This is a genomic window from Bacillus bingmayongensis (assembly GCF_000299035.1).
GTDB classification, from domain to species: domain Bacteria; phylum Bacillota; class Bacilli; order Bacillales; family Bacillaceae_G; genus Bacillus_A; species Bacillus_A bingmayongensis.
In genome coordinates this window covers 595,247-621,240 of record NZ_JH921517.1, presented here as the reverse complement: position 1 = coordinate 621,240, position 25,994 = coordinate 595,247, and the positions used below count along the sequence as shown (strand labels likewise).

Annotated in this window: 25 protein-coding genes, 1 pseudogene and 1 other annotated feature; all 26 genes and pseudogenes read right to left on the bottom strand. The window is 36.7% G+C overall.

Annotated features, from left to right (window positions below; translation table 11 throughout):
* Window positions 1-137 precede the first annotated feature (137 nt).
* A complete protein-coding gene (gene uraA, locus Y7E_RS0110350) occupies window positions 138-1,421 on the bottom strand; it encodes a uracil permease (protein ID WP_017151196.1) in 1,284 nt (427 codons plus the stop codon).
* A 147-nt stretch (window positions 1,422-1,568) separates the two neighbouring features.
* Entirely contained in the window at window positions 1,569-2,111 is a 543-nt protein-coding gene (gene pyrR, locus Y7E_RS0110345; protein WP_017151195.1) for a bifunctional pyrimidine operon transcriptional regulator/uracil phosphoribosyltransferase, read from the bottom strand.
* A gap of 204 nt (window positions 2,112-2,315) precedes the next feature.
* On the bottom strand, window positions 2,316-3,224 hold the full coding sequence (locus Y7E_RS0110340) for an RluA family pseudouridine synthase (protein ID WP_017151194.1): 909 nt from the start codon (window positions 3,222-3,224) through the stop codon (window positions 2,316-2,318).
* A gap of 4 nt (window positions 3,225-3,228) precedes the next feature.
* Window positions 3,229-3,687 (bottom strand): lipoprotein signal peptidase LspA, encoded by a 459-nt coding sequence (gene lspA / locus Y7E_RS0110335; RefSeq protein ID WP_017151193.1) that lies wholly within the window; start codon window positions 3,685-3,687, stop codon window positions 3,229-3,231.
* Window positions 3,688-3,810: 123 nt separating this feature from the next.
* Window positions 3,811-4,140, bottom strand: a complete 330-nt coding sequence (locus tag Y7E_RS0110330) for a TraR/DksA C4-type zinc finger protein (RefSeq protein ID WP_017151192.1) — start codon at window positions 4,138-4,140, stop codon at window positions 3,811-3,813.
* A gap of 228 nt (window positions 4,141-4,368) precedes the next feature.
* Entirely contained in the window at window positions 4,369-7,134 is a 2,766-nt protein-coding gene (gene ileS2 / locus Y7E_RS0110325) for an isoleucine--tRNA ligase (protein ID WP_017151191.1), read from the bottom strand.
* Window positions 7,135-7,208: 74 nt separating this feature from the next.
* Window positions 7,209-7,433 (bottom strand) — a binding site (T-box leader).
* A 51-nt stretch (window positions 7,434-7,484) separates the two neighbouring features.
* Window positions 7,485-7,991 carry a septum site-determining protein DivIVA gene (gene divIVA / locus Y7E_RS0110320; RefSeq protein WP_016116021.1) on the bottom strand — a complete coding sequence of 169 codons (507 nt, stop codon included), beginning with the start codon at window positions 7,989-7,991 and terminating at the stop codon, window positions 7,485-7,487.
* Window positions 7,992-8,082: 91 nt separating this feature from the next.
* Window positions 8,083-8,856 (bottom strand): YlmH family RNA-binding protein, encoded by a 774-nt coding sequence (locus tag Y7E_RS0110315; protein ID WP_017151190.1) that lies wholly within the window; start codon window positions 8,854-8,856, stop codon window positions 8,083-8,085.
* A gap of 15 nt (window positions 8,857-8,871) precedes the next feature.
* The gene (locus Y7E_RS0110310) at window positions 8,872-9,135 is read right to left on the bottom strand and encodes a YggT family protein (protein WP_017151189.1); all 264 of its coding nucleotides are present in this window, start codon (window positions 9,133-9,135) and stop codon (window positions 8,872-8,874) included.
* Window positions 9,136-9,141: 6 nt separating this feature from the next.
* Window positions 9,142-9,606: a cell division protein SepF gene (locus Y7E_RS0110305; protein WP_003199801.1), complete on the bottom strand. Its 465-nt coding sequence runs from the start codon at window positions 9,604-9,606 to the stop codon at window positions 9,142-9,144.
* A gap of 19 nt (window positions 9,607-9,625) precedes the next feature.
* Window positions 9,626-10,300 carry a YggS family pyridoxal phosphate-dependent enzyme gene (locus tag Y7E_RS0110300; protein WP_017151188.1) on the bottom strand — a complete coding sequence of 225 codons (675 nt, stop codon included), beginning with the start codon at window positions 10,298-10,300 and terminating at the stop codon, window positions 9,626-9,628.
* A 6-nt stretch (window positions 10,301-10,306) separates the two neighbouring features.
* Entirely contained in the window at window positions 10,307-11,116 is an 810-nt protein-coding gene (gene pgeF, locus Y7E_RS0110295) for a peptidoglycan editing factor PgeF (protein WP_017151187.1), read from the bottom strand.
* Window positions 11,117-11,232: 116 nt separating this feature from the next.
* Window positions 11,233-11,511: a YlmC/YmxH family sporulation protein gene (locus Y7E_RS0110290; protein WP_017151186.1), complete on the bottom strand. Its 279-nt coding sequence runs from the start codon at window positions 11,509-11,511 to the stop codon at window positions 11,233-11,235.
* Between the two features lie 153 nt (window positions 11,512-11,664).
* Complete coding sequence (gene sigG, locus Y7E_RS0110285) at window positions 11,665-12,444, bottom strand: RNA polymerase sporulation sigma factor SigG (protein ID WP_017151185.1); 780 nt, start codon at window positions 12,442-12,444, stop codon at window positions 11,665-11,667.
* 171 nt (window positions 12,445-12,615) lie between these two features.
* On the bottom strand, window positions 12,616-13,335 hold the full coding sequence (sigE, locus tag Y7E_RS0110280; protein ID WP_017151184.1) for an RNA polymerase sporulation sigma factor SigE: 720 nt from the start codon (window positions 13,333-13,335) through the stop codon (window positions 12,616-12,618).
* 19 nt (window positions 13,336-13,354) lie between these two features.
* Window positions 13,355-14,272: a sigma-E processing peptidase SpoIIGA gene (gene spoIIGA / locus Y7E_RS0110275; RefSeq protein WP_017151183.1), complete on the bottom strand. Its 918-nt coding sequence runs from the start codon at window positions 14,270-14,272 to the stop codon at window positions 13,355-13,357.
* Between the two features lie 403 nt (window positions 14,273-14,675).
* Window positions 14,676-15,833: a cell division protein FtsZ gene (gene ftsZ / locus Y7E_RS0110270; protein ID WP_017151182.1), complete on the bottom strand. Its 1,158-nt coding sequence runs from the start codon at window positions 15,831-15,833 to the stop codon at window positions 14,676-14,678.
* Window positions 15,834-15,872: 39 nt separating this feature from the next.
* On the bottom strand, window positions 15,873-17,174 hold the full coding sequence (gene ftsA / locus Y7E_RS0110265; RefSeq protein WP_017151181.1) for a cell division protein FtsA: 1,302 nt from the start codon (window positions 17,172-17,174) through the stop codon (window positions 15,873-15,875).
* Between the two features lie 158 nt (window positions 17,175-17,332).
* Window positions 17,333-17,449: pseudogene (locus Y7E_RS34260) on the bottom strand (DUF1290 domain-containing protein); the annotation flags it as partial.
* 124 nt (window positions 17,450-17,573) lie between these two features.
* Window positions 17,574-18,344: a cell division protein FtsQ/DivIB gene (locus Y7E_RS0110255; RefSeq protein ID WP_017151179.1), complete on the bottom strand. Its 771-nt coding sequence runs from the start codon at window positions 18,342-18,344 to the stop codon at window positions 17,574-17,576.
* Window positions 18,345-18,442: 98 nt separating this feature from the next.
* A complete protein-coding gene (murB, locus tag Y7E_RS0110250) occupies window positions 18,443-19,348 on the bottom strand; it encodes a UDP-N-acetylmuramate dehydrogenase (RefSeq protein WP_017151178.1) in 906 nt (301 codons plus the stop codon).
* A gap of 50 nt (window positions 19,349-19,398) precedes the next feature.
* A complete protein-coding gene (gene murG / locus Y7E_RS0110245) occupies window positions 19,399-20,502 on the bottom strand; it encodes an undecaprenyldiphospho-muramoylpentapeptide beta-N-acetylglucosaminyltransferase (protein WP_017151177.1) in 1,104 nt (367 codons plus the stop codon).
* Between the two features lie 284 nt (window positions 20,503-20,786).
* A complete protein-coding gene (gene spoVE, locus Y7E_RS0110240; RefSeq protein ID WP_026049171.1) occupies window positions 20,787-21,878 on the bottom strand; it encodes a stage V sporulation protein E in 1,092 nt (363 codons plus the stop codon).
* Window positions 21,879-21,968: 90 nt separating this feature from the next.
* Entirely contained in the window at window positions 21,969-23,321 is a 1,353-nt protein-coding gene (murD, locus tag Y7E_RS0110235; RefSeq protein ID WP_017151175.1) for a UDP-N-acetylmuramoyl-L-alanine--D-glutamate ligase, read from the bottom strand.
* A complete protein-coding gene (mraY, locus tag Y7E_RS0110230; RefSeq protein WP_017151174.1) occupies window positions 23,322-24,296 on the bottom strand; it encodes a phospho-N-acetylmuramoyl-pentapeptide-transferase in 975 nt (324 codons plus the stop codon).
* Window positions 24,297-24,318: 22 nt separating this feature from the next.
* Window positions 24,319-25,794, bottom strand: a complete 1,476-nt coding sequence (locus Y7E_RS0110225) for a UDP-N-acetylmuramoyl-L-alanyl-D-glutamate--2,6-diaminopimelate ligase (protein WP_017151173.1) — start codon at window positions 25,792-25,794, stop codon at window positions 24,319-24,321.
* Window positions 25,795-25,994: the final 200 nt, after the last annotated feature.

Sequence of the window (25,994 nt, the reverse complement as noted above, 5' to 3'; positions counted from 1 at the left end):
ATCTTTCTGATTTTTATGATAACATTTTTGTATTTATATAACAATATTCGCATAAAAATACCCTAGTCATGTGAGACTAGGGTGCAAGAAAGAAGCCACCCTTTTCGGTCTCACATGACTGAATTAAAAGGTTGTTTTTATGAAGCAATCTGCTTAGATTGTTGTTTTTGTTTCATTTCTGGTAACAGTAGATTTAACAGTACACCTACAATTGCTGCAAGTGCCATTCCTTCTACTTGGAATGATTCTCCGACATGAAGTACCGCACCACCAATACCAATTACAAGAATCACTGATGCAATCATTAAGTTTCGTTTGTCGCTTAAGTCTGTTTTATCATCTACCATCATGCGTAAACCGCTTGATGCAATTACTCCAAAGAGTAAGATTGATACGCCCCCCATAACTGGTGTTGGAATCGAGTGAATCAGTGCTGAAATCTTACCTATAAATCCGAACATAATCGCGAAGACCGCTGATCCGATGAATAGGTATACACTGTAAGCTCTCGTAATTGCCAGTACACCTATGTTTTCACCGTATGTTGTATTTGGTGGTCCACCAATTACTGATGCGATTAATGTGGCTAGACCATCGCCAAAAATTGAACGATGTAAACCTGGTTTTTCAATTAAATCTCTTTTAATAACATTTCCTAGCACAATTTGGTGCCCAATGTGTTCTGAAATCGTCACTAGAGCAACTGGTACCATTAAGAGTACGATTTTCCATGAAAACTCTGGTGTATAAGTTACAAATGGTACTACAAAGTCTGGTACATCAAACCATTTTGCCTGAGCCACTGGCTTTAAATCCACTAGCCCTTGGAAGTAAGCGAAGATATATCCTCCGATAATCCCGAGTAAGACTGGTATGATACTGAAAAATCCTCTTCCAAATATCGAGCAAATGATTGTAATTGCAAGTGTTACTAATGCCACTGAGAAGTGTGTAAAACTATACTTACCATCCGCATCATTCATTGCCATATTAACTGCTGTATGCGCTAATGCTAATCCGATAACCATTACAACTGGACCAACGACAATCGGTGGAAGTAACTTCATAATCCACGCTGATCCCGATTTCTTAATTCCAAGTGAAATCAAGATATACACAAGTCCTGCTAGTAAACCACCAAGCATTGCTGCTCCTGGTCCCCCTGCAGTCTTCGCCGTTATAATCGGTGCGATAAACGCGAATGATGATCCTAGATATGCTGGTACTTGACCTTTTGTTATAAGTAGAAACGCGAGTGTTCCTAACCCACTTGAGATTAAAGCTACTGATGGATTCAGTCCTGTTAGGAACGGAACAAGCACTGTTGATCCAAACATCGCAAACAAATGCTGTATACTCAAAAATAACCATTTTCCCGGTTTCGGTACTTCATGAATGTCTAACACTGGCTTTTGCTCCATTGTTACATCCTCCTTCAGTTTAAAACTTTGCAATAAAAAAACTCTTTGCGCCCTGTGCACAAAGAGTCCTATACTTTCGTATGTCAAATTTGACATACGAAAGTCAAGACCCTTTGGCAGCCTCACGGGACTACATTTAAAAGGGCTTTACTTATCGTATATACTTACTCGATCTTGCTGATCTGTCTCTTGCAAATCAACTTCAATACGTTCTTCACTTGACGTTGGAATGTTCTTCCCTACATAATCAGCGCGAATTGGTAATTCACGATGACCTCTGTCTACAAGAACAGCCAGTTGGATTTGTGATGGTCTACCTAAATCCATAAGAGCATCCATTGCTGCTCGAACTGTTCTTCCTGTATATAATACATCATCGACAAGAATGACTTTTTTCTTCGTAATGTCTACAGGAATATCTGAACCTTTTACAAGTGGTTCTTTGTTTTTAGATTGTAGTGTTAAGTCATCACGATACAATGTGATGTCTAACTCACCTACTTCTATTTCTTTCCCTTCAATTTGACCAATGCGTTCTGCTAAACGCTGTGCAATAAAGATACCACGTGTTTTAATTCCGACAAGAACACAATTATCAACACCTTTATTACGTTCCACAATTTCATGACTGATGCGTGTTAAAGCGCGGCGAATCATTTGGTCATCTAAAACGACAGCTTTCTCTTTCATGCTCTACACCTCCAAGCTTTTTTCTTGCGTGAGAGGGATGGTATAAAAAAAGTCCTCTCAACGTGTTCGAGAGGACTTTTGAAAAAAGGGTACAAGCATACCCTAAGTATTTCAAACCGTTACCTTCTCAACCTCACGGGGCTGTGTTAAAGGATCATTATTTAACTGTTGTTAGTATCGCAGTTTTTACTCATTTTGTCAATACTATTTTCGTAAAACATTTAAGACTTCTTCAAATACTGCTGGTACTGGCGCCTCAAATTCGATATATTCGCCTGTACGAGGATGATCAAATCCTAAAATTCCTGCATGAAGTGCCTGTCCATTTATATCTAATGTTTTTTTCGGACCATATTTCGGATCTCCTGCAAGCGGGTATCCAATATATTTCATATGAACACGAATTTGATGTGTACGTCCCGTTTCTAAACGACATTCAACAAGCGTGAAATCTTTAAATCGTTCTAATACTTGAAAATGCGTAACAGCGTGTTTCCCATTTTCATCAACCGTCATGCTTTGACGATCCTTCTTATCTCGAGCAATCGGTGCATCAATTATTCCTTTATCATGTGGAATTACACCGTGAACAATCGCCTTATATCGTCTTGTTACTGTTTTTGCCACAAGCTGATTTACAAGAGATTCATGTGCCATATCATTTTTAGCAACCATTAATAAACCAGACGTGTCTTTATCAATACGGTGAACAATACCAGGGCGCATTACACCGTTAATCCCTGATAGGTCCTTACAATGATGCATTAATCCATTTACAAGTGTACCACTTGTATGTCCAGGAGCTGGGTGTACAACCATACCACGTGGCTTATTCACAACAAGTACATCTGCATCTTCATAATAAACTTCTAAATTCATGTCTTCTGGTAAAATGTCAAGCTCTTCTGGTTCTGGAATTGCTACTGCAATTTCATCATTTGCTTTTACTTTATAATTTCCTTTGATGGTATTTCCATTTACGGTTACAACACCATCTTTAATCCATTGCTGCACTTGTGTACGTGACCACTCATTGTTTACACCAGCAACAAATCTATCAATCCGTTCATTTTTTTGTTCTTCTGCAACTGTTACTTGTACTACTTCGCTCATTCAATTACTCCTTCATTTTCTTTCCTTCTAATAATGTTTGAATAATAATTAATACAACTCCAATACATAAAGCTGAGTCAGCTATGTTAAATACCGGATAGTTGTATGAAAAAATATACACGTGAATGAAATCCACCACTTCTTGTCTAAATACACGATCAATAAAATTGCCAATTGCTCCGCCTAAAATAAGACCTAATGAAATCCCTAGGAGCTTATCTGTTTTTGCATACTTTTTCATATAAAATACGATAAATCCTACAAAAACAACTGTAATAATATAGAAGAACCACATTTGATTTTCTAAAATGCCCCAGGCAGCTCCTCTATTCCGATGTGATGTTATGTATAATACATTATCGATAATCGGGATACTTGTACCTAATTCCACGTTCTTTACAATTAACCATTTCGATACTTGATCGATGGCAATGACAAATAAGGCTATTAAATAATATATCATTTTCATTTCCCCCACAAAGACAGTGTACCTCAAAATTTTAGCATAGCTACCGTCTTTTCACAATGAACCTTTACGGAAGAATAAAATAAAACGAAAAAAGGTAATATAATATCGTTGTGCCTATCAGACATTTACTTTCTCATATAAAAATTCATAAATTGTACGAGCGGTTGGCATCATTTGCATTTGCTTTACAGGAATATATTTTCCAGTTTCTTCACAAATTCCATACATGTCGATTTCCATTTTAAATAATGCTCGTTCAACATCTTTTAAATCTTCTCTTATATCATGTAAAAATAATTTCTTTTTCGCATCTTCCTTCATTTCATACCCTAGTTCTTGTCCGAATTCCATACGGTACGTGTGCATCGCTTCTTTTGCCAGTCGCTCCTGTAATTCTTTTTTCATCAATTGCAATTCTTCTTTGATTTCCATGTAGATGTCATTCACGTGTACATTCCTCCCGGCTGCAATGTACCGTTAGTGTGTCCGAAATTTTCTCACTTACCGCTCACACATTTTTCCTTCATAGGAAAGTACTTAAAAATCACTTCATCCTGCCTGATAGAAAATCTATAAGCAATCGAACTTTCCATACATCTGCCAGCTGTTAAGAAAAATCCTTACTGAATGCAAAAAACTGACTGCCGTAATAGCAGTCAGTTTTTTATCACATCATTATTTTACATAGTTTTCTTTTACTACTGTTGCACAACGCTCACATAATGTTTCATGTTCAGCATCTTTACCAATTGTTTCAGAAACAACCCAGCAACGTTCACATGTTTCACCAGTTGCCTGCGCTACAACAACAGCTGTATGCTCATATTTCGGAGCATCGATTGGTGCTTCTTCCATTGTTCCACCAAGTTTGTACTCAGAAACAATAAACAATTGTTTTAAATCTTCACTAATAGACTCTAACATTTGTTTCATTTCCGCAGTTGGGAATAAAGTAATGCTCGCATTAAGCGATTTACCAATTACTTTTTCATTACGTGCCACTTCTAACGCTTTTAATACATCGTCGCGAAGTGTCATAAATGCATCCCATTTTGTTTTTAGCGCTTCAGCACCCTCTACTTCTACAGCTTCTGGCATATCAGTTAGCTGAACGCTTTCTTCAGTAACACCAGGAATATATGGCCATACTTCATCAGCTGTATGAGGTAAGATTGGTGTTACAAGCTTTGTTAATGCAACAAGAACATCATAAAGTACTGTTTGAATTGCACGGCGGTCATGATGATTTGCAGCTTCGATGTATAAAATGTCTTTTGCAAAGTCTAAATAGAATGAACTTAAATCAATTGTACAGAAGTTATGAATTGCATGATATACTGCCGCAAAATCATATGTTTCATATGCTTCTTTTACTTTTGTAATTAAGTCATTTAATTTCACTAGCATATAACGATCCACTTCACGTAGTTCAGCTGCTGCTACTGCATCTTGACTTGGGTTAAAGTCAGCTAAGTTTCCTAATAAGAAACGGAATGTGTTACGGATTTTACGATATACTTCTGCAACTTGTTTTAAAATATCATCTGAAATACGTACATCAGATTGATAATCAACAGAAGATACCCATAGACGTAAAATATCTCCGCCTAATTGATCCATAATTTTCTTCGGCACAACAATGTTTCCAATAGATTTACTCATTTTACGACCTTCACCGTCTAGTACGAATCCGTGACTTAGAACACCTTTATACGGTGCTTTACCTGTTACTGCAACTGCTGTTGATAATGAAGAGTTAAACCAACCACGGTACTGGTCAGATCCCTCTAAGTATAAATCAGCCGGACGCTGCAGATCGTCACGCTCTTCTAATACAGCTTGGTGAGAAGAACCTGAATCAAACCATACATCCATAATGTCTGTTTCTTTACGGAATTCGCCATTTGGACTAGATGGATGTGTAAATCCTTCTGGTAATAAATCTTTCGCTTCACGTTCGAACCATACGTTAGAACCGTTCTCACGGAATAAATCTGCTACATGATTAATTGTTTCATCTGTAATAATTGGATCGCCATTCTCTGCATAGAAGACAGGAATTGGTACACCCCACGCACGCTGACGAGAAATACACCAGTCACCACGGTCACGAACCATATTATGAAGACGTGTTTCACCCCATGCTGGTACCCATTTTGTTTCTTCAACCGCTTGTAATAATTCGCTGCGGAACGCTTCAATAGATGCAAACCATTGCGCTGTCGCACGGAAGATAATTGGTTTTTTCGTTCTCCAGTCATGTGGATAAGAATGCGTAATAAATGTTAGTTTTAATAATGCGCCAACTTCTTCTAGTTTTTCTGTGATTGGCTTATTCGCTTTATCATAAAATAACCCTTCAAATCCAGGTGCTTCACTTGTTAATACACCCTTATCATCAACTGGGCAAAGAACTTCTAAGCCATATTGTTTACCAACAAGGAAATCGTCTTCCCCATGTCCAGGCGCTGTATGTACACAACCTGTACCAGCATCTGTTGTAACGTGCTCACCAAGCATAACTAGAGAATCACGATCATAGAATGGATGCTTCGCAACTGTATACTCAAGTTCACTACCTTTAATCGTTTTCACAATTTGAGCATTTTCCCACTCTAACGTTTTAGAAACTGTGTCAAATAGTTCAGAAGCGATAATATATTTTTCGTCATTTACATTTACAATGCTGTATTCCAGTTCTGGATGAACAGAAATACCTAAGTTTGCTGGTAATGTCCAAGGTGTTGTTGTCCAAATGATAAATTTCTCGTCGCCTTCTAATACGTTTTTTCCGTCTTTTACTGGGAATGCTACGTAAATAGATGCTGATTTTTTATCTTTATATTCAATTTCAGCTTCAGCTAACGCAGATTCACTTGTTGGAGACCAATAAACAGGTTTTTGTCCTTTATAGATGTAACCTTTTTTCGCCATTTCACCAAACACTTTAATTTGCTGCGCTTCATATGCTGGCTCTAAAGTAATATATGGACGATCCCAATCTGCACGTACACCAAGACGTTTAAACTGCTCACGTTGACGATTTACTTGTTCATATGCATATTCTGCACATAATTTACGGAATTCCGCAACCGTCATTTCTTTACGTTTTACACCTTTATTTGTTAAAGCTTGTTCAATTGGTAAACCGTGTGTATCCCATCCTGGTACATATGGTGCACAGTATCCAGTCATCGATTTGTAACGTACAATAAAATCTTTTAATACTTTATTTAACGCATGTCCCATATGAATGTCACCATTCGCATATGGAGGACCATCATGCAGTACAAATAAAGGACGACCTTTTGTATGTTCTTGTACCTTTTCATAAATGTTCATCTCAGCCCATTTTTCTTGCATTGCAGGCTCACGTTTTGGTAAATTCCCTCGCATTGGGAATTCTGTTTTCGGCATTAGTAATGTGTTTTTATACTCCATGCTCAATTCCTCCTCGAATGTATAAAAGAAAGACCCTAAAAAATGGAATAAAAAAGAGACTTTCTCATCCCCCAAAAAGGGACGAGAAAGTCTCCCGCGGTACCACCCTAGTAGACCATGCATGTATATACAAAGTCCTCTTTATATTCTTAACGCGAATATACGCCTACGCTTACTTTTTTGTTCAGCGCGGAACTCCAGGGTGATATTCCCATTTATCTCCTTATCCTGAGCTTACACCGTCCTCAGTTCGCTATATAAGGTATGAAAAAGGTACTTATCCCTATCTTCGTTTTTCTTAATAAATATGTTGTTTAAAATTATATGTAATAATGAGAAAAACGTCAAGCTTACACTGTTTCTTCTTTCTTTAACAGCTCGTCCACTTCTTCTTCTAGCTCAATTAATTTGTCCCAATCATCGTTGTTTAGCATTTCAAGCTGTGCTTCTAATAGCATACGGAAACGCGTGCGGAATACTTTCGCTTGTTTCTTTAACTCTTCAATATCAAATGCAACTTTTCTTGATTTTACTAAAGCTTCATTAATGATACGATCTGCATTCTTTTCTGCTTCACGTACAATTAATTTTGCTTCTTTTTGTGCATTACGCTTTACTTCTTCCGCTGCTTCTTGTGCAACAACGATAGATTTATTTAACGTGTCTTCAATGTTAGAGAAATGATCTAATTTCCCTTCTAGTTGGGCAACTTTTTCTTCTAATGCTTTCTTCTCACGAATGACCAATTCATAATCTTTGATAATCTGATCAAGAAACTCATTTACTTGATCCTCATCATAGCCACGGAATCCGCGACCAAATTCTTTGTTATGAATATCTAATGGTGTTAACGGCACAAACGCCACCTCCAAGTAGTTATCTAAATTTTCCTCTTTTAATTATATCTTTTCTTCGACAAAATTAGAGATTTTCCTTCTAAAAAACTAATCATTTTAGTATACCATACAAAACTCTCCATTTGTCGCGTTTCGTTTTTCCTTCTACAGAAAATAATTTACTCCGGCCATATCCCCTAACTGAAAAAACATCACCCGGAAAACACTCGTATGCAGTTTGCTCAACCGTTTTCCAATTTACTTTCACAAGGCCGCTTTTTATAAGCGGCTGCATTTTTTGCCGTGATATATGGAGCATTTCAGCTAGCAGGACATCTAATCGAAGTGATGAAACAGTTCCAGACTGTTCTCTCCATTCTTCTTGCAATCGCAATACTTTCTCTGCTTGTACAGAGGAGAGTGAGACCTTCATTTTCCCTATCGATTGTAAATTCATTTCAATGTATGAAACAATTTCTTTTGCAACTATAATTTGGGCACGATTTTCTTGAAGCAAAATATCACCGCACTTTTCTCTTGTGAGACCAAGAGACATAAATGCACCTAATATTTGCCTATGTTCAAGCGTATAAAACTTGGAAGGATAGTCAATTTCTAATACTTCAACTTGAAACTCTTCTTCATTTAAATCAAGGTAACTCGGATAAATAAGAGCTCTTTTCCTTTCCGCTTTTGGCGTAGCACCATAAAGTCGCAAAGTCGCATCTCCTTGATTACCAATTATCGTAGCAACAATTTGTTGCTGACGCGGATCAAGAAAATCCGTTAATTTCACTTGATGATATTCTTCAGCTACCTGTTTCCATTCTAACGCTTTATCTACAAAGACCGCTTCTTCTGGTCTAAAATGCTCATAGATGCTCATTCATCCAACCTCTTGTTACAAGAAATAACTAAACAGACTTATTAAACCACTACTAGCCAATCTCAACGCAATAATTGCAACAAGTGGAGAAATATCAATCATACCAAAAGGTGGAATAAATCTCCGAAACGGCTCTAAATATGGTTCACAAATACGCGATAGAAAATCGCCAAATGTTGATTCTCTAGCCCCTGGAAACCATGATAGAAGAATATAGATAATAAGCGCCCAGGAGTAAATTTGAATGATCAAGACCAATGCTTGTAAAATAATCGTCATGGCGTATTACCACCTCTTTATATTTGTCTCTTCCTCTTCACCGAACAACTCAGAAATGGCCCCAACAATATCCACAGTCTCAGGTGTACAAATAAATGTTTTCGGTCCTAATTTTTGAATATCCCCGCCTATAGCGTATACAGTACCACTTAAAAAGTCAACGATACGCACAGCTTGATCCGTTGACATCCTTTGCAAATTGATGACCACTGCTCTTCTTCCCTTTAAATGATCCGCAATACCTTGTGCTTCTGAATATGTCCGCGGTTCTAGCAAAACAACTTTAGAAGACTGCTTCGCTGTTTCAATACTTACAATATTTTGTTTCGGCTGTGCTTTCGTAAGTGGAATATCCTGCTGCTCTGGAGGATCTTGTTGTTTTTTCATTTCAGCTTGCTCCTTTTCCTTTTCGTAAGCTTCTCGCTCTTCCGGTGTGTCAAAAAAGAAGTATTTTACTTTTGACCAACTCATAATAATATTCTCCTTCCTTTTACGCTTTCCCTACTAAAATCGTTCCCAAACGAATATATGTAGCACCCTCTTCAATTGCAATCGTATAATCATTTGACATTCCCATCGATAACTCTTTACACGGAGCATACGATAACCCTAGTCCTTGCACTTGTTTTTGCAACTCACGCAATTCCTTAAAACAATGACGAATTTCTGCTTCTTCCTCAGTGAATGGTGCCATCGTCATCAATCCAACAACTTCAATTTTATCAAACTCTTGCAGGGCACGAATAAACGCAATTGTTTCTTCTGCTGGTATCCCCTGCTTTGATTCTTCAGACGATGTTTTCACTTGTACAAAACATCGCACTGTTTTTGTAGCCCGCTTTTGAATCTCTTTTGCAAGTGAAATGCGATCCAATGAATGTAAATAATCAATCTCATTAATAATTTCTTTTACTTTTCTTGTTTGTAACGAACCAATGAAATGCCAATTTACTTTTGAACCGAAATGCTCATACTTCTGTAAAAAACCTTCATTACGATTCTCACCTAAATCAGTAAGTCCAGCTTCTATTACTTCATTTGTTTTTTCAATTCCTACTGTTTTTGTTACTGCAACGAGCTTAACCTCATGTGCCGAGCGCTCTGCTCGCTCACGTGCTTTTTTGATTTCCTCATTTACGAATATTAAATTTTCTTGCACTGCCACTTGTTTTCAATCCTCCTTAAAGCCTATGAAACTCAACATTCTTCCTGTTTTTCCGCGATCACGGCGATGTGAGAAAAACAATTGTTCTTCACAGCTTGTACAAAGAGACGACATCACAATATGCTCATCTTTTATGCCAGCTTGTATGCATAATATACGATTGATTTCTTTTAAATCAATTGCATATTGTCCGTCTGAAATCACTTTATATGGAACAGGTCCGTTTACCGCTTGTTTTGCTGCTGATAATACGCGATCATCAACTACATAACAGCAAGACCCAATGGCTGGTCCAATCGCAACATAAATCTCATGAACTGGTACCCCTTCTGCTCTCCACTTTTGAATCATTTCTTTTGCAATTTCTTTTACAGTTCCTTTCCATCCAGCATGTGCCAGTCCTATCATACCATGTGATGGTGCATAGAAATAGAGTGGAACACAATCGGCATAACAAGATGTTAAACATACATCTGTATCAGTTGTATAAATACCGTCTGTATTTGGAATACCATCTTCATATAAATAGATTCCTCGCCCTTTTTCCCCTTGTCCTACTTTTTCAACGTGATGATCATGAACTTGCTCTGAACAAATCCAATTTTCTAATGGTTTTTGTAACTTGTTCGCTAAAATACGTCTATTTTCATGAACATTCTCCACCATATCATTCACATGTAACCCTAAATTCATCGCCTGAAAGGAGCCTGTACTTACTCCACCATCTTTTGTCGTAAATCCTGCAGTAATTTTTCCAAGTTCTTTCCACGCTTGTAAATACAATATACCGTCCTCATATATAAATGGTTCTCTCATAAAGCGGCTCCTTTTAATAAAATAACATAAAAAAGCATGGTACTTCCTGTCTATTTTACCATACTTTTATTTTTCCATAATGACAACATAAAAAAAAGAGGAATTTGTAATATTCTTTAAGAAATTGTCGGTGTTTGTATTGATTCTGTTACAGAATTGACATGATCAGCTCTTACTAATATTACATCCTCTCCAATTTTTACAATTTGCTTCCACGGAATGACAAACTCTGCCTCTTTCCCAAATATCCCTAGCATTCGTGTTTGCTTTGAAATAATGACAGCTTGAATCTTCCCTGTGTTCAGATCAATATCTATATCGCTAATGTTTCCAAGCTTTTTTCCGTCAGAGACATTTACAACATCCTTAATTTGAAACTCTGAAATCCGTATCATTGTCATTCTCTCCTTTTATGTTGCTATTTGTAATCGAGAAGTTTCCCTCTGCCAATAGTTTCACTTTATTGTCATTATATGAACACGCAATCTTTCCTATGAACAGAATCTCAATCATGCACATAAAAAGGTCTCATCTAAAATGATGAGACCTTATCCTTGAATTGTTTTATTCATTTGTTTAATTGCTGATTTTTCAAGGCGCGATACTTGCGCTTGTGAAATCCCAATTTCTTCGGCAACTTCCATTTGTGTTTTCCCTTGAAAAAAACGTTTTCGAATAATCATTTTTTCGCGATCATTTAATCGTTTCATTCCTTCTTTCAACGCCAATTCTTCCACCCATTGCTCGTCCCTTTGTTTCTCATCACTTAGTTGATCCATTACAAAAATAGGATCGCCCCCATCATTATAGATTGGTTCAAATAGTGATACTGGATCTTGAATGGCATCAAGTGCAAAAACGATTTCTTCATGTGTCACTTCAAGTACTTTTGCAATATCCATCGCTGTCGGCTCTTTTGAATTTTCAGCAATAAGCTTTTCTCTTACCTGTAATGCTTTATACGCGATATCTCGCAGTGAACGAGAGACACGAATTGGATTGTTATCACGCAAATATCTACGGATTTCCCCAATAATCATTGGCACAGCATATGTTGAAAATTTAACATTTTGGCTTAAGTCAAAGTTATCAATGGATTTCATAAGTCCAATGCAGCCGACTTGAAATAAATCATCAACAAATTCTCCCCTGTTGTTAAATCGCTGAATGACGCTCAGTACAAGACGTAAGTTTCCATTTACTAATTTCTCTCTTGCACTTATCTCTCCACTTTGCATTTCTCGGAATAATTTACGCATCTCTTCATTTTTTAGTACTGGAAGTTTAGCTGTATCAACACCGCAAATTTCTACTTTGTTTCTCGTCAAAGTGTTCCCTCCTATCGGGAGTTGCTGTACAGTGTAAAGTATCTCCTTTGGAGGGAATTTTATGCATACCGTTTTTCTAGTACTTTCAAATAAAAAATACAATAAAACCAATCGGAATACCGATTGGTTTTATATATTCTCCTTGATAACACAAGCTTTTCAAGCGCCACTTTATACCATTTTATTAAATTCTTTTCGAAGCCTTTTTATAATTCTCTTTTCAAGTCGAGAAATATAAGACTGTGAAATCCCTAGCATATCCGCCACATCTTTTTGTGTTTTTTCTTCTTCCCCCGCAAGTCCAAAGCGGAGTTCCATAATTTGTTTTTCACGATCATTTAATTGGTGTAGTGCTTTCATAAGAAGATGTCTGTCTACAGTAGCCTCTAAGTCTTTTGTAATAATATCATCATCCGTACCAAGAACATCTGATAGTAACAATTCATTCCCATCCCAATCAATGTTTAATGGTTCATCAAATGACACTTCTGAACGATTTTTATTATTTCTACGTAAATGCATTAAAATTTCATTTTCTATACAACGTGATGCATAAGTTGCTAGTTTTATTTTCTTTTCAGGATTAAATGTATTCACAGCCTTAATAAGACCAATTGTTCCAATACTAATTAAATCCTCAATATTAATTCCTGTATTTTCAAATTTACGGGCTATATACACAACAAGCCGTAAGTTACGCTCAATGAGCAATGATCGTGCGGCTTGATCACCTTTGGGCAATTTATTGAGGAGTACTTCTTCTTCCTCTTTTGTCAAAGGCGGTGGCAACGCCTCACTTCCACCGATATAGTAAATTTCATCGGTCTTAATTCCAAGTTTCAACAATACTTTATACCAAAGATATATGAAATAAAATTTTATTTTTGCCATATTCCCCCACCTCTCATAATTAAGCGATTGTCACTTTTGGTGATATCAACATTTTTGGATGTATAATACATTGATACTCTCCATTTGTAGACAATTGCTGTGTATTTAAACCGATTAATACTTTGTTTACGATCATATCGCTTCCTTCATGATGAATTTGAACAACATCTGGCTTAATTGCCCACAAAAACTGATGATCAACTCCTACCGCTCGGAAAGGAATTAAACGTAGTCTCGTTGCCCAACCTGAATCATTTTCTGGTATTTGCGGAATCTCTGTTTTTGAATAAATCTGTTCTGTTAACCATGTTGGTAAACAATGCTCTAATGATGAAATATGCATAATCATAACTGGTGTTTTCGTTAAAGGGTCATAAAGCTGATTTCCACTATCAATTAAGCCATCTAGTTTAATTTCATTTTCAACGAGTCTAATATTCACTTGCACAATTTGGTCATAATGAATCTTAGTCACTTCCACAGTTTCAATACGTTTTTTGGAAAAGTAATAAATAATCGGAAATCCTAAAATCACAAACATCCAGCTTACTGGATCACCATAAGAAATTGCTTTCGCCTGAACTAATCCATCTACCATTTCATTCGTTTGTAGGAAAAAATGAGTTCCAATTAATCCTCCTCCTACCATAAATGTTACAAAATAAAAAGTGAAAACAGTCTGTGTATAATCTCTAAAAGTAGAAAATCCAAATGCTGTATACACAATAAGTAGCGAGTACAATAGTTTCATAATTGGGTGTGTCATCATAGAAGCAAAAGGAGTAAAGGCAAAAATAACAATTGTAGAACCTATAAATGCTCCTAGCACAAGCCTCCATCTTTTGATCTTCTTTTTCAACACAGTTGCTGTCAATAAAAGTAAAAGAAAATCAATGCAGGCGTTTAACAACCAAATAACGTCGGCGTAAACAACCAAACAATTCACCTCTTTTTTTAAGTTGAGACTAGTATAAAGCATATCCAATGGGAAAGTGTGTCAATTTACGGAGGGGTTTTTTTGTTATTTTGTGGTTTCTAGACATAATCTGTCGTGGGATATAGAGTGATTCTTTTATTGCTTTCTAGAAGTTTACTATTTACAAATAGCAGGATGATATAAAGTGAAACTTTAATCAGTGGGGGTTTTCTTCATCCCTCACTGATTATTAGCCCTCACCATCGGGCTTTTACGAGCAGTCCGCCCCCCACCTAACTTCTTTGCTTTCGCTGAATTTTGAGGTGGGGGTCTTACTGCCCTCAAATAGCGGGATAAATATTCACATTAATATTTAAGGATGTTAAATATAAAAAAAGAAAGGAGCCATAAGCTCCCTTCTTTTTTATCGTCTACGACGGTTACGTAAAAATGCTGGAATATCGATATCATCTGAATCTGTATTACGCTCATGTACAACAGGCTCTTCACGTTTCACTTCGCGTTTTACTTCACGTTGTTTTGGTGGTTGAGCTGTTGGTTGTTGCTGTTGAGCGTGATTTGTAGTTGCCACTGGACGTACAAATGGTTTTGGTGGCTGAACTGTAACACTATCATCAAAACCAGTTGCAATTACAGTAACAACAATTTCATCTTTTAAACTCTCATTAATTACAGAACCGAAAATCATATTTACTTCTGGGTCTGAAGCCGAAGCAACGATATCTGCCGCTTCTTGCACTTCATATAAACTTAAGTTTGTGCCCCCAGTAATATTCATAAGAACACCTTGCGCACCATCGATAGATGTTTCTAATAATGGACTAGAAATCGCGCGTTTTGCCGCTTCTGCTGCACGGTTTTCACCAGTTCCAACACCAATACCCATTAACGCAGAACCTTTGTTAGACATAATTGTTTTTACGTCTGCAAAGTCTAAGTTAATGAGACCAGGTGTAGCAATTAAATCTGAAATACCTTGTACACCTTGTCGTAATACGTTATCCGCTTCACGGAACGCTTCAAGCATTGGTGTATTTTTATCTACAATTTCTAAAATACGATCATTCGGTATAACAATGATTGTATCTACATTATCTTTAAATGCTGCAATCCCAGATATAGCTTGCGTTGCACGTTTGCGACCTTCAAATGTAAATGGGCGTGTTACAACACCAACTGTTAACGCACCTAGCTCCTTTGCGATTTGTGCGATAACTGGAGCTGCACCCGTACCAGTTCCACCGCCCATACCAGCTGTTACAAAGACCATATCCGCACCGCGAAGTGCTTCCTGGATTTGTTCTTTACTTTCTTCAGCGGCTTTTTTCCCTACTTCAGGGTTTGCGCCAGCACCAAGTCCACGCGTTAATTTCCCGCCAATTTGCATTTTTGTTTCAGCTTTTGATAAATTTAATGCTTGCGCATCAGTGTTCACAGCAATGAAATCTACACCTTGTACACCATGCTCAATCATACGGTTTACAGCGTTATTTCCGCCACCACCGACACCGATAACTTTTATGCTCGCTAATTGATCTTGAGTAGTATCAAACTCTAACATGTCGAAATCCCCCTAGAACCTCATTTTTCGTGTGCAATTTTAATCCCATAAATAGCGGAATACACGTTTTACTTTTGACATCATACGCTCATTGTCTTCATTATTTTTGCTTTGCTTACGAGTTGTTTGCTTTGCAGGTTGTTGCTGTACCGGCATTGGTGCTGGTACTGGTTCAAAATGTTCTTCCTTTTCCTGAACATTTTTTCCGCGCAATTTCGCTTTTTGATAAGAATGTTTAATTAATCCAACCCCAATTGTATACTGTGGTTCACGAACGCCAATATAATCTGGAGTTGCTATACGAACATTTTCATGTAAAATATCATATGCAAGATCAAGAACACCCGGCATAGAAGCAATGCCTCCAGTAAGTACATAACCCGACGCTACTTGTTTTACTCCTAGCTTCCGGACCTCTTCCTGAACAAACATCAAAATTTCCTCTACACGTGCCTCAATAATATCAGATAACTCTAGTTGTGAATATTGTTCTGTTTGATCGCTTCCCATAATAGGAACCGTAAACATCTCTTCTTCAGATGCAGTATCATAAAAAGCATGTCCATATTTCAGCTTAATTTGATCCGCATTTTCAGTTGAAGTTTTAAGTCCTATAGCAATATCCTTCGTTATATGATCTCCACCTAAAGGCAATACACTTGTTGCTTGTAACTCTCCATCTTGAAAAATTGATAAAGTTGTAGATCCTCCGCCAATATCAACAAGAGCTACACCTCTATTTTTTTCATCAGAAGATAAAGCAACCGTCGCAGCTGCTAAAGGTTGCAGACAAATATCAACAATTTCAAGGCCCGCTTTTTCTACACAGCGTAGTAAATTATGTAGTAACGTTCTTGAGCCTGTAATTAATGTGCCTTCCATTTCTAATCTTACACCGATCATCCCGCGTGGATCGTTAATCTCATCAAGACCGTCTACAATGAATTGTCGAGGCACCACATCAATAAATTCACGTTCAGGAGCAATTGATACAACTTGTGCTGCATCCAGAACGCGTAAGACATCTTCATTTCCAATTTCACGATCTTCATTTGAAACAGCGACAACTCCGTGACAAGGAAGAAGCTGCACCTGATTTGCATTCACACCTACAACAACTTGTTCAATGTGAATTCCCACCATACGCTCAGCTTGTTCAATTGCTTTTTTAATTGATCGAACAGTTTCGTCTATGTCAACTATGGAGCCCTTTTTCAAACCATTTGATTTTACGTTTCCAACACCAATAATGTTTAAGCCGTCATTAACCATTTCACCAATGATGACTTTAACATTGGATGTACCGATGTCAAGACTAACATATATTTCATTGCTGTTCATTCTTTGGCACCTCCTTCTTTATTTATACCATACAAGTCAATATATGGAACAACAATCGCAGCTTTACTATTTATAAGAAAAATATTCAACGTCTTTATGCGTTTCCCTTTTTTAACCCTGTATTTTTCTTATTTTTATTTAACATTCACTTATTGATATTACAGTAACCTGTGAATAACTGCTTTATTTTGAAATAACTCTATTTCAAATGCAAAGATTACCGCCAAATATAAGTCTACACTAAGATGTACTCGTAGAAAAGCTAAACTTATACCAATCCTAATATGAATCGAAGAAAATCTAGATAATTTCACCAAATTAATTCTAATTGTAATGAAATTTACACATAGAAGAACACACTTGTCATTATTGTATTTAAAAAGAAATAAAACTACTACTCTACTGCTTTTCCTCTTCACTATCCAAATATTTGAAGAATGCCCCTACTTCTAAATCAATTAGAGCCTTTCTACCAGACTCTATATTCTTTATAATAAGTGGATAATTTCCCATACGCTCTGCAAAATCTTGTATCGTTGTACTCACTTCATAGCCTTCATTCATATATAGAGTAAGATGATCTTCATTTGAATCCGTTGGAGCATAATGAATTTCAGAAATAGACCGGATAATCGTCGGAGTTAACTTTTCTAGTTCTTCAATTAACTCTTTCATTTTTTCTTCTTTAAATGGTTCAAAAATCGGGGCTGCGACAGGTAACTTTCCGTTTGGTAGTACATCAAGTGTTTTACCATTTTCTAAAAGCGGTTGTAATTTCCCACCTTTGTTTATATAGCCTATCGTTACATACTCTTGAATGTGAATGTCAATTTTATTCGGAAAACGCTTTTTGACATTCACCTTTTTAATTTCTTTTCGTTTTGTTAAATTCTTTTCTGCCTTATGTGCCGTCACTCGAAAATAACTCGTTTCATATGTAACTCCAGATTCCTTCATGACTTGTGCATCTGTCATATAATGATTCCCTAGAACACTTATCTTTTTTATATTACTAAGTGGAGACCGAAAATAAATTAAAAAAAGTACTAGTAAAAATAAAATCGATACATATAAAATTAATCTCTGATTGACGGGTTTTTTATTCCTTTTCTTTTGATTCTTTAGTTTTGGTACACGATCTTGTAGTTTAATCACTTTACTATTTTTCATGTACGATCCCCCTATGTAACATAAAGAACGGCATGTTACGCATGCCGTTCTTATCTTCTTATTATACCATAAATGATAATGAGCGGAACAAATAACAGCTATCTTCCAATGATTTCTACTTCTGTATGCATATCTACGCCAAATTTTTCTTTAATTGTTTTTTTGACAAATGCAATTAAATCCAGTACGTCTTGTGCTGACGCAGATCCTGCATTGACAATAAAGTTCCCATGCATTTCAGAAATTTTCGCACCACCAATTTGATATCCACGTAGGCCCGCCTTTTCCACTAAATCTCCAGCGAAATTTGGTAGTGGATTTCTAAATATACTGCCAGCACAAGGATGGTTCCATGGCTGAGTTTCACGACGATAGTCTTTATTCTTTTGCATTATACCTACTATTTCTTTACGATTTCCTGCTTTTAACTGCAATTCCGCTTCTACTACAATGCCAGGACGCTTCGTTTGTAGAATAGAAGTACGATAAGAAAATTCCATCTCTTCTTTTGTTAACCATTTCATTGTACCATCTTCAAACATAATGCGTGCTCTCATTAAAACTTCTGACATATCTGATTTATGTGCACCTGCATTCATATATACTGCCCCGCCGACACTTCCTGGGATACCACTAGCAAACTCTAATCCAGCTAGACCTTGGCGACTAAGTAATGTTGACAACTTAATAAGAGGATATCCTCCTCCAACCCGTACAGTAGTTCCTTCTACTTCTAAGTGATCTAATCCTTCTCCTAAACGAATTACAACACCTTCAATACCTTTATCAGATACGAGAAGATTAGACCCACGTCCAATTGCTGTCCATTTTGTGTGATACTTCTTTACTAAATCTAAAGTTTTTTCCACACCACTCACACTACTTGGCACGATTAGAATATCAGCTGGCCCACCTATTTTCATAGTTGTATAACGAGCTAACACCTCATTTTCTAACACTTTACCAACTTCTGCTTCGATAAGTTCCTTTGCTAATTGTTTCATGATGATCTCCCCCATATGAAATCTCCGTATTACAGTAGTATGCAGGGCATTCACCTAACGTTATTTTGTACAAGTTGTTTCATCACTTCAAATAACTTATTTGCTGCATCCGGAACTCCTAACTGCGTAGCAGCTAGTTTCATATTTTGTAATGTTTGTGTATTTAATAGAATTTCATCAATATCATGAAGAAGGGTTTCAGCAGTTAAATCTTTTTCAAGAAGCATTTTTGCTGCCCCCTTATCGACAACTGATCTCGCGTTTTTCTCTTGATGATTATTAGTCACATAAGGACTCGGAATTAAAATACTTGGTTTTCCTAACGCTGTTAACTCTGCTAACGTTGTAGCACCAGCACGTGAAACGACAAGGTCCACACCAGTAAGTACCTCTGGCATATTATGAATAAATGGTTTAATGATTACATTATTCGGATTCCCTTTTTGTTTCACAGCCTCCATGACTTTATCATAATGTACTTCACCTGTGATATACAATACTTCATAATTTTTGTTACCAAATTGTTCAATTGCTGCCACAAATGCATCATTAATCGGTCTTGCTCCGCGACTCCCACCAAAAATAAGCACAGACTTTTTAGAAAGAGATAATTCAACAGAACGCTTCCCTTTCATGCCATTTTGATTCATTACTTCTGATGCACGCGGATTTCCTGTCATTACAACTTTCGACTTTGGAAAATGTTCAGCTGCCGCTTCAAAACAAACAGCTACCTTATCCACATAGCGACTTAAAAATTTATTCGTTACACCAGGTACACTATTTTGTTCGTGTACAATTGTTGGAATTCCTAATTTCGCTGCCGCATAAACGACTGGACCACATACATAGCCTCCTGTCCCAATTACAACATCTGGATTGAAACGTCGAATATATCGTTTGCTATCTTGCACACCTTTTAGAAAACGCATCACTGTTTTTACATTATCAAGAGATATTTTTCGTTTAAATCCACTAATGACAATGGATTGAAATGGTATACCTGCTTTTGGAACAATTGTACTTTCTAGTCCATTTTCCGTACCAATGTATAAAAATCTTGCTTCAGGATGTAGTTTTTTTATTTCTCTAATTAACGCAAGAGCTGGATATATATGACCTCCTGTGCCACCACCACTAACTAATACTCGCACTACAAATTCCTCCGCTTCTCTATTCTAAATTCAAATTTATATATTCATAATATATTTTCCGTTATATATCCATTTTGATTTTCCGACACATAATTCCCGGCTATGAAAATAAAAAAGAATCTCCACTCATTTTCTCCCTTTGTTTCCACATAGCATGGGGCTAAAAAAGCACTGACCGCTTCTATGTTCGGCCGGACGCTCTCTCCCACTTAAATATTAGGTTTTATGTCGTTTTTTCAATCTGTATTTATATACACACGAAAACCCTGTCTTATAAACAGGGTTTAGTAGCGAGAATGACGACTTATATTCAATAATACGCCAACTGCCATTAGCATTAAGGTCAAACTCGACCCACCATAACTTAAAAATGGCAAAGTAATTCCTGTAACAGGCATTAGTCCTGTTACAACACCAACATTAATCATTACTTGAATCGCAATCATCGCCACAATACCTACTGCCAAAAACGTACCATATAAATCAGGCGCTCCTAATGCTATACGAATCCCACGCCATAATAACAGACTAAATAATAATAACACAAACGACCCACCAATAAAACCTAATTCTTCAGATAAAATCGCAAAAATAAAGTCAGTTTGTGGCTCGGGTAAATAAAAAAATTTTTGTCTACTTTGTCCAAGTCCAAGTCCAAACAAACCACCAGGCCCGATCGCAAGTAACGATTGAATAATCTGAAATCCACTCCCGAGTGGGTCTGACCATGGATCCAAATAAGAGGTAATCCGTTTCATTCGATATGGTGCCGATGCAATTAATCCAACAAACCCTGCTACTCCTATTAGCCCCAACATCGAAAAATGAAAAACACGCGCTCCTGAGATAAAAATCATTATGATACATGTCCCAACCATTACTGTTCCGGTCCCAAGATCTGGTTGTAACATAATCATTCCAAATGCAACAAAAACAAAACTAAGCGCAGGAAGTAGCCCCTTTTTAAAAGATGTAATCAATTTTTGCCTTTCTGCTAAAAATTTCGCTAAAAAAATAATCATCGCAAATTTCATAAATTCTGACGGTTGAATCGAAAATGCTCCAATTCCAATCCAGCTTCTTGCTCCCCCCCGAACAAGTCCAACTCCCGGGATTAAGACAAGAATGAGAAGGATAAAACAAATAAGCAAAATCACTTTCGAATAAGTACGCCATGTCCAGTAATCAATTTTCATAATAAAAAACATGGCAGCTACACCAAGTCCCGCAAATAACAGCTGTCGTTTTGCAAAAAAGAATGAATCACCCATCTTATAGGAAGCCCAGACAGCACTTGCACTGTAGACCATAATCATTCCAATTGTTAACAACAAAAGTGTAACGATAATTAAAATAAAATCAGGCGTTTTTTTCATTGGCAATGAGCACCACCTCTTTTGAAGAAGCTTTTTGGTTCTATGTAACAAAACATCAGTAGGTGTTAACCTACTGATGTTTTGTTTACTTTATATAAGTTTATGCACAGCTTGTATAAAAATGTCTCCTCTTTCTTCAAATGTTTTAAATTGATCCCAGCTTGCACAAGCTGGAGAAAGAAGAATGACATCTCCATCTGTAGAATGAGAATACGCTCTTTCTACAGCCTCTTCTAAATTATCGACAGTTTCAATGATATCTAATCCTGCTTTTTCCGCTGCCTTTACTAATTTTGGTGCAGTTTGTCCATATGTCACAATCGCTTTTACATGTTCAAAATATGGAATTAAATCATCAAACTCATTCCCACGATCAAGACCACCCGCTAACAGAATAATAGGCTGTGTAAATGCCGATAACGCCTTTTCCGTTGCTAACATATTAGTTGCTTTTGAATCGTTATAAAACTTACGATTGTTAATTGTTGTTACATATTCTAGGCGATGTTTTACACCTGTAAATCGTTTTAATACTAGGGTAATTGCCTCATTTGCTACACCTAACAATTTAGCAATACTCATTGCTGCTAAAATGTTTTCTAAATTATGTTTACCTGGTAAAACGATGTCTTGGACCTCAACGATTTTCTCACCTTTAAAATAAAGAGCACCATCTTTAATACATGCACCATCTTCAATTACTTTCGTAGCTGAAAATAATACTTTTTGCCCTTTACTATTTGCTGATAAAGCCATCACATCTGCATTATCAGCATTAATTACACTATAGTCAGTTTCAGTTTGGTTTTTAAAAATATTCGCTTTTGCTAAACCATACTCTTTCTTTGTTTCATGGTAATCTAAATGTGCTTCAAATAAATTTAAAAATGCTGCAATTTTCGGTTGGAATGATTCCACCCCCATTAACTGGAATGATGAAAGTTCTGTAACAACTACTTCATTTTCTTTCGCAAATTGCGCAACTTCACATGCTACAGTACCTATGTTTCCAGCAATAACAGGATGCTTTTGTCCTTCTTTTAACATTTCAAATGTTAGCATTGTCGTTGTTGTTTTTCCGTTAGATCCTGTAATTCCAACAAACGGGGCCGCTGAAATACGATACGCTAATTCCACTTCTGTTACAATTGGAATTTGTTTTTCTTTCGCTGCAACAAGTAATGAATTAGAATATGGAATCCCTGGATTTTTTACAACAAGTGAAATATTTCTTTCTAACAATTCTAGTGGATGCCCCCCGCATACAACGTCCATTCCTTTTGCTTGCAATTCTGCAGCTAATACATTATCAGCTAATGGTTTTCCGTCATTTACAATTACATTTGCACCTAAACTTTTTAATAAAGTTGCTGCTGCATAGCCACTTTTTGCAATACCTAATACAAGAATATTTTTATTTTGATAGTCAGTTACAGTTTTCAATTACATCCACACCCCGATATAAATTCCTAATACTGCCAATAAAAATCCTACAGACCAGAATGTTACAACAACACGCCACTCTGACCAGCCACATAATTCATAATGATGATGCAGTGGACTCATTTTAAAGACACGTTTTCCTGTCGTTTTAAATGAAATAACTTGAATAATAACAGATAATGTTTCCATTACAAATACGCCGCCAATTACAACAAGTAATAGTTCTTGTTTTAATAAAATGGCTACAGCGGCTATTGCACCACCTAAAGCAAGGGAGCCTGTATCTCCCATAAACACCTTAGCTGGATTTGCATTAAATACTAAAAATCCAAGTACCGCTCCGACAACTGCCATACAGAAAATAGCTACCGCATATTGATTTTGCGCAACTGCAATAATGCCAAATGCTCCAAATGCAATTGCTGCTGTTCCTGATAATAATCCATCTAGACCATCCGTTAAATTGACTGCATTTGATCCACCAATAAGCATAAATAGTACAAGGATAAAATATGCCCAGTGTAAATCAAATTTAATATCGGTTCCTGGAATCATTAAATGTGTATCAAATCCCTGTCCTTTTGCGATTACAAAGAATGCAATCGCAATAACTAACTGACCGATTAATTTTTGTTTTGATGTTAAACCAAGATTTCTTTTTTTAACTACTTTTATGTAGTCATCTAAAAACCCAATCAATCCATAGCCAAATGTAACTAATAACAATAATGATACTTCCGCACCTAAATGTTTAAATTTAATTGCCATGATAAGTGTTGTCACCATCATAGACACATAAATGACAATACCACCCATCGTTGGTGTTCCTGATTTCTTTTGATGTGATTTCGGTCCTTCATCACGAATACTCTGCCCAAACTTTAACTTACGTAAAAATGGAATAAACAATGGCGAAAGGGCAACTGAAATTAAGAACGCTACCCCAGCCGTTACTAATAAACCTTGTTCAAGCACATGTAGTCCCCCTCTCATGTTGTTACTCTTTGTTGTTTAGACGCTCATTGATTGCCTCTTTAGCAATTTCACGATCGTCAAAATGATGTACTTCTTTGCCAATGATTTGGTACGTTTCATGCCCTTTTCCAGCAATAATAATAATATCTTCTGCTTTCGCTTCTGAAACTGCATGGAAAATCGCTTCTTTTCGATCAACAATTACTTCATAATTATTTCCCTTTGCGCCTGTTAACATATCATCTAAAATTGCTTTTGGATCTTCACTCCTTGGATTATCTGAAGTCAAGATTGCATGTGTTGCGTATTCTGTAGCAACTCCAGCCATAATTGGCCTTTTCGTCCGATCACGATCGCCGCCACAACCAACAATACAATACACATTCCCTTTCGCAAATTGTTTTGCTGTAGTTAATACATTTTCTAAGCTATCTGGTGTATGCGCATAATCGACAATGACTGTATAATCCTGACCGCCATCCACAACTTCAAAACGCCCTGGAACTCCAGTTAACTTTTCCACAACATCAATAATTGTTTGTAAAGATACACCCGAAACAAGACCAGCTGCTATCGCTGCTAAAACATTGTATACGTTAAACTTTCCAATTAACTTCATCGTAATATCTATACTCTCACTTGGCGTAACAAGAGTAAATGTTGTTCCACCGCTCGTCATTACAATATTTTTTGCCATAATATCACTATGTGTATCAATTCCATACGTAATAACTGTAGCTGCAGTACTTCTCATATACTCTTCTGCTGCTGGATCATCACTATTTAACACAGCGTACTTTTCATGGTCATGATAGTAGCTATTACCAAGCTGAGCAAACAACAAACCTTTTGCATGTTTATATTCTTCCATCGTGTTATGATAATCTAAATGATCTTGCGTTAAATTTGTAAATACGGCCACATCATAATCACAGCCATGTACACGGCCAAGATCTAATGCATGTGAAGAAACTTCCATTACTGCGCTATTTACATTTTGCTCAACCATACGGTGAAACGTTTGCTGAAGTGTCAGTGCATCTGGCGTTGTATTTTTCACCTCGAATGTTTCATCACCGATTTTCATATTAATTGTTCCAATTAGCCCTGTTTTATGACCATGTGCTCGCATAATTTCATCCATAATATGCGACGTTGTTGTCTTTCCATTTGTACCTGTAATCCCAATCAAGTGTAACTTATGCGTTGGCTGTCCATAAAAATAATCAGCTAAAACCGCTAAAGAACGATAAGTATTTTTCACAAGTACAACTGGAACGTCAACATCAATCGGTCTTTCCGCAACAATAGCAGCCGCACCTTGCGCGGCTGCTTGCTTAGCAAAATCATGGCTATCAACCGTATATCCTTTCATACATACAAATAAGCTTCCATTTGTCACTTTACGTGAATCTGCTTCAATGGATGTAATTTCTGGATTTTCTTTTGGAACAACTGGAAAATCATGCAAACATGATACAAGTGTGTGCAACTTCATTTCACTAAACCCTCTCTACATTGTTTATTTATCTCTTACTTAATAAGCAGTTCTCCCCGTCCTTCATTCGTTAAAAATCGAGAAAGGAAGCATTTGCTGAGAGCCTGAAAAATCAGACTCGTTTATCAGTGCGGCATATAATAGCTCATCTGATAAATTGTTTACTTTATTTTTTATGTTCAAGAGCAATATAATCTGTT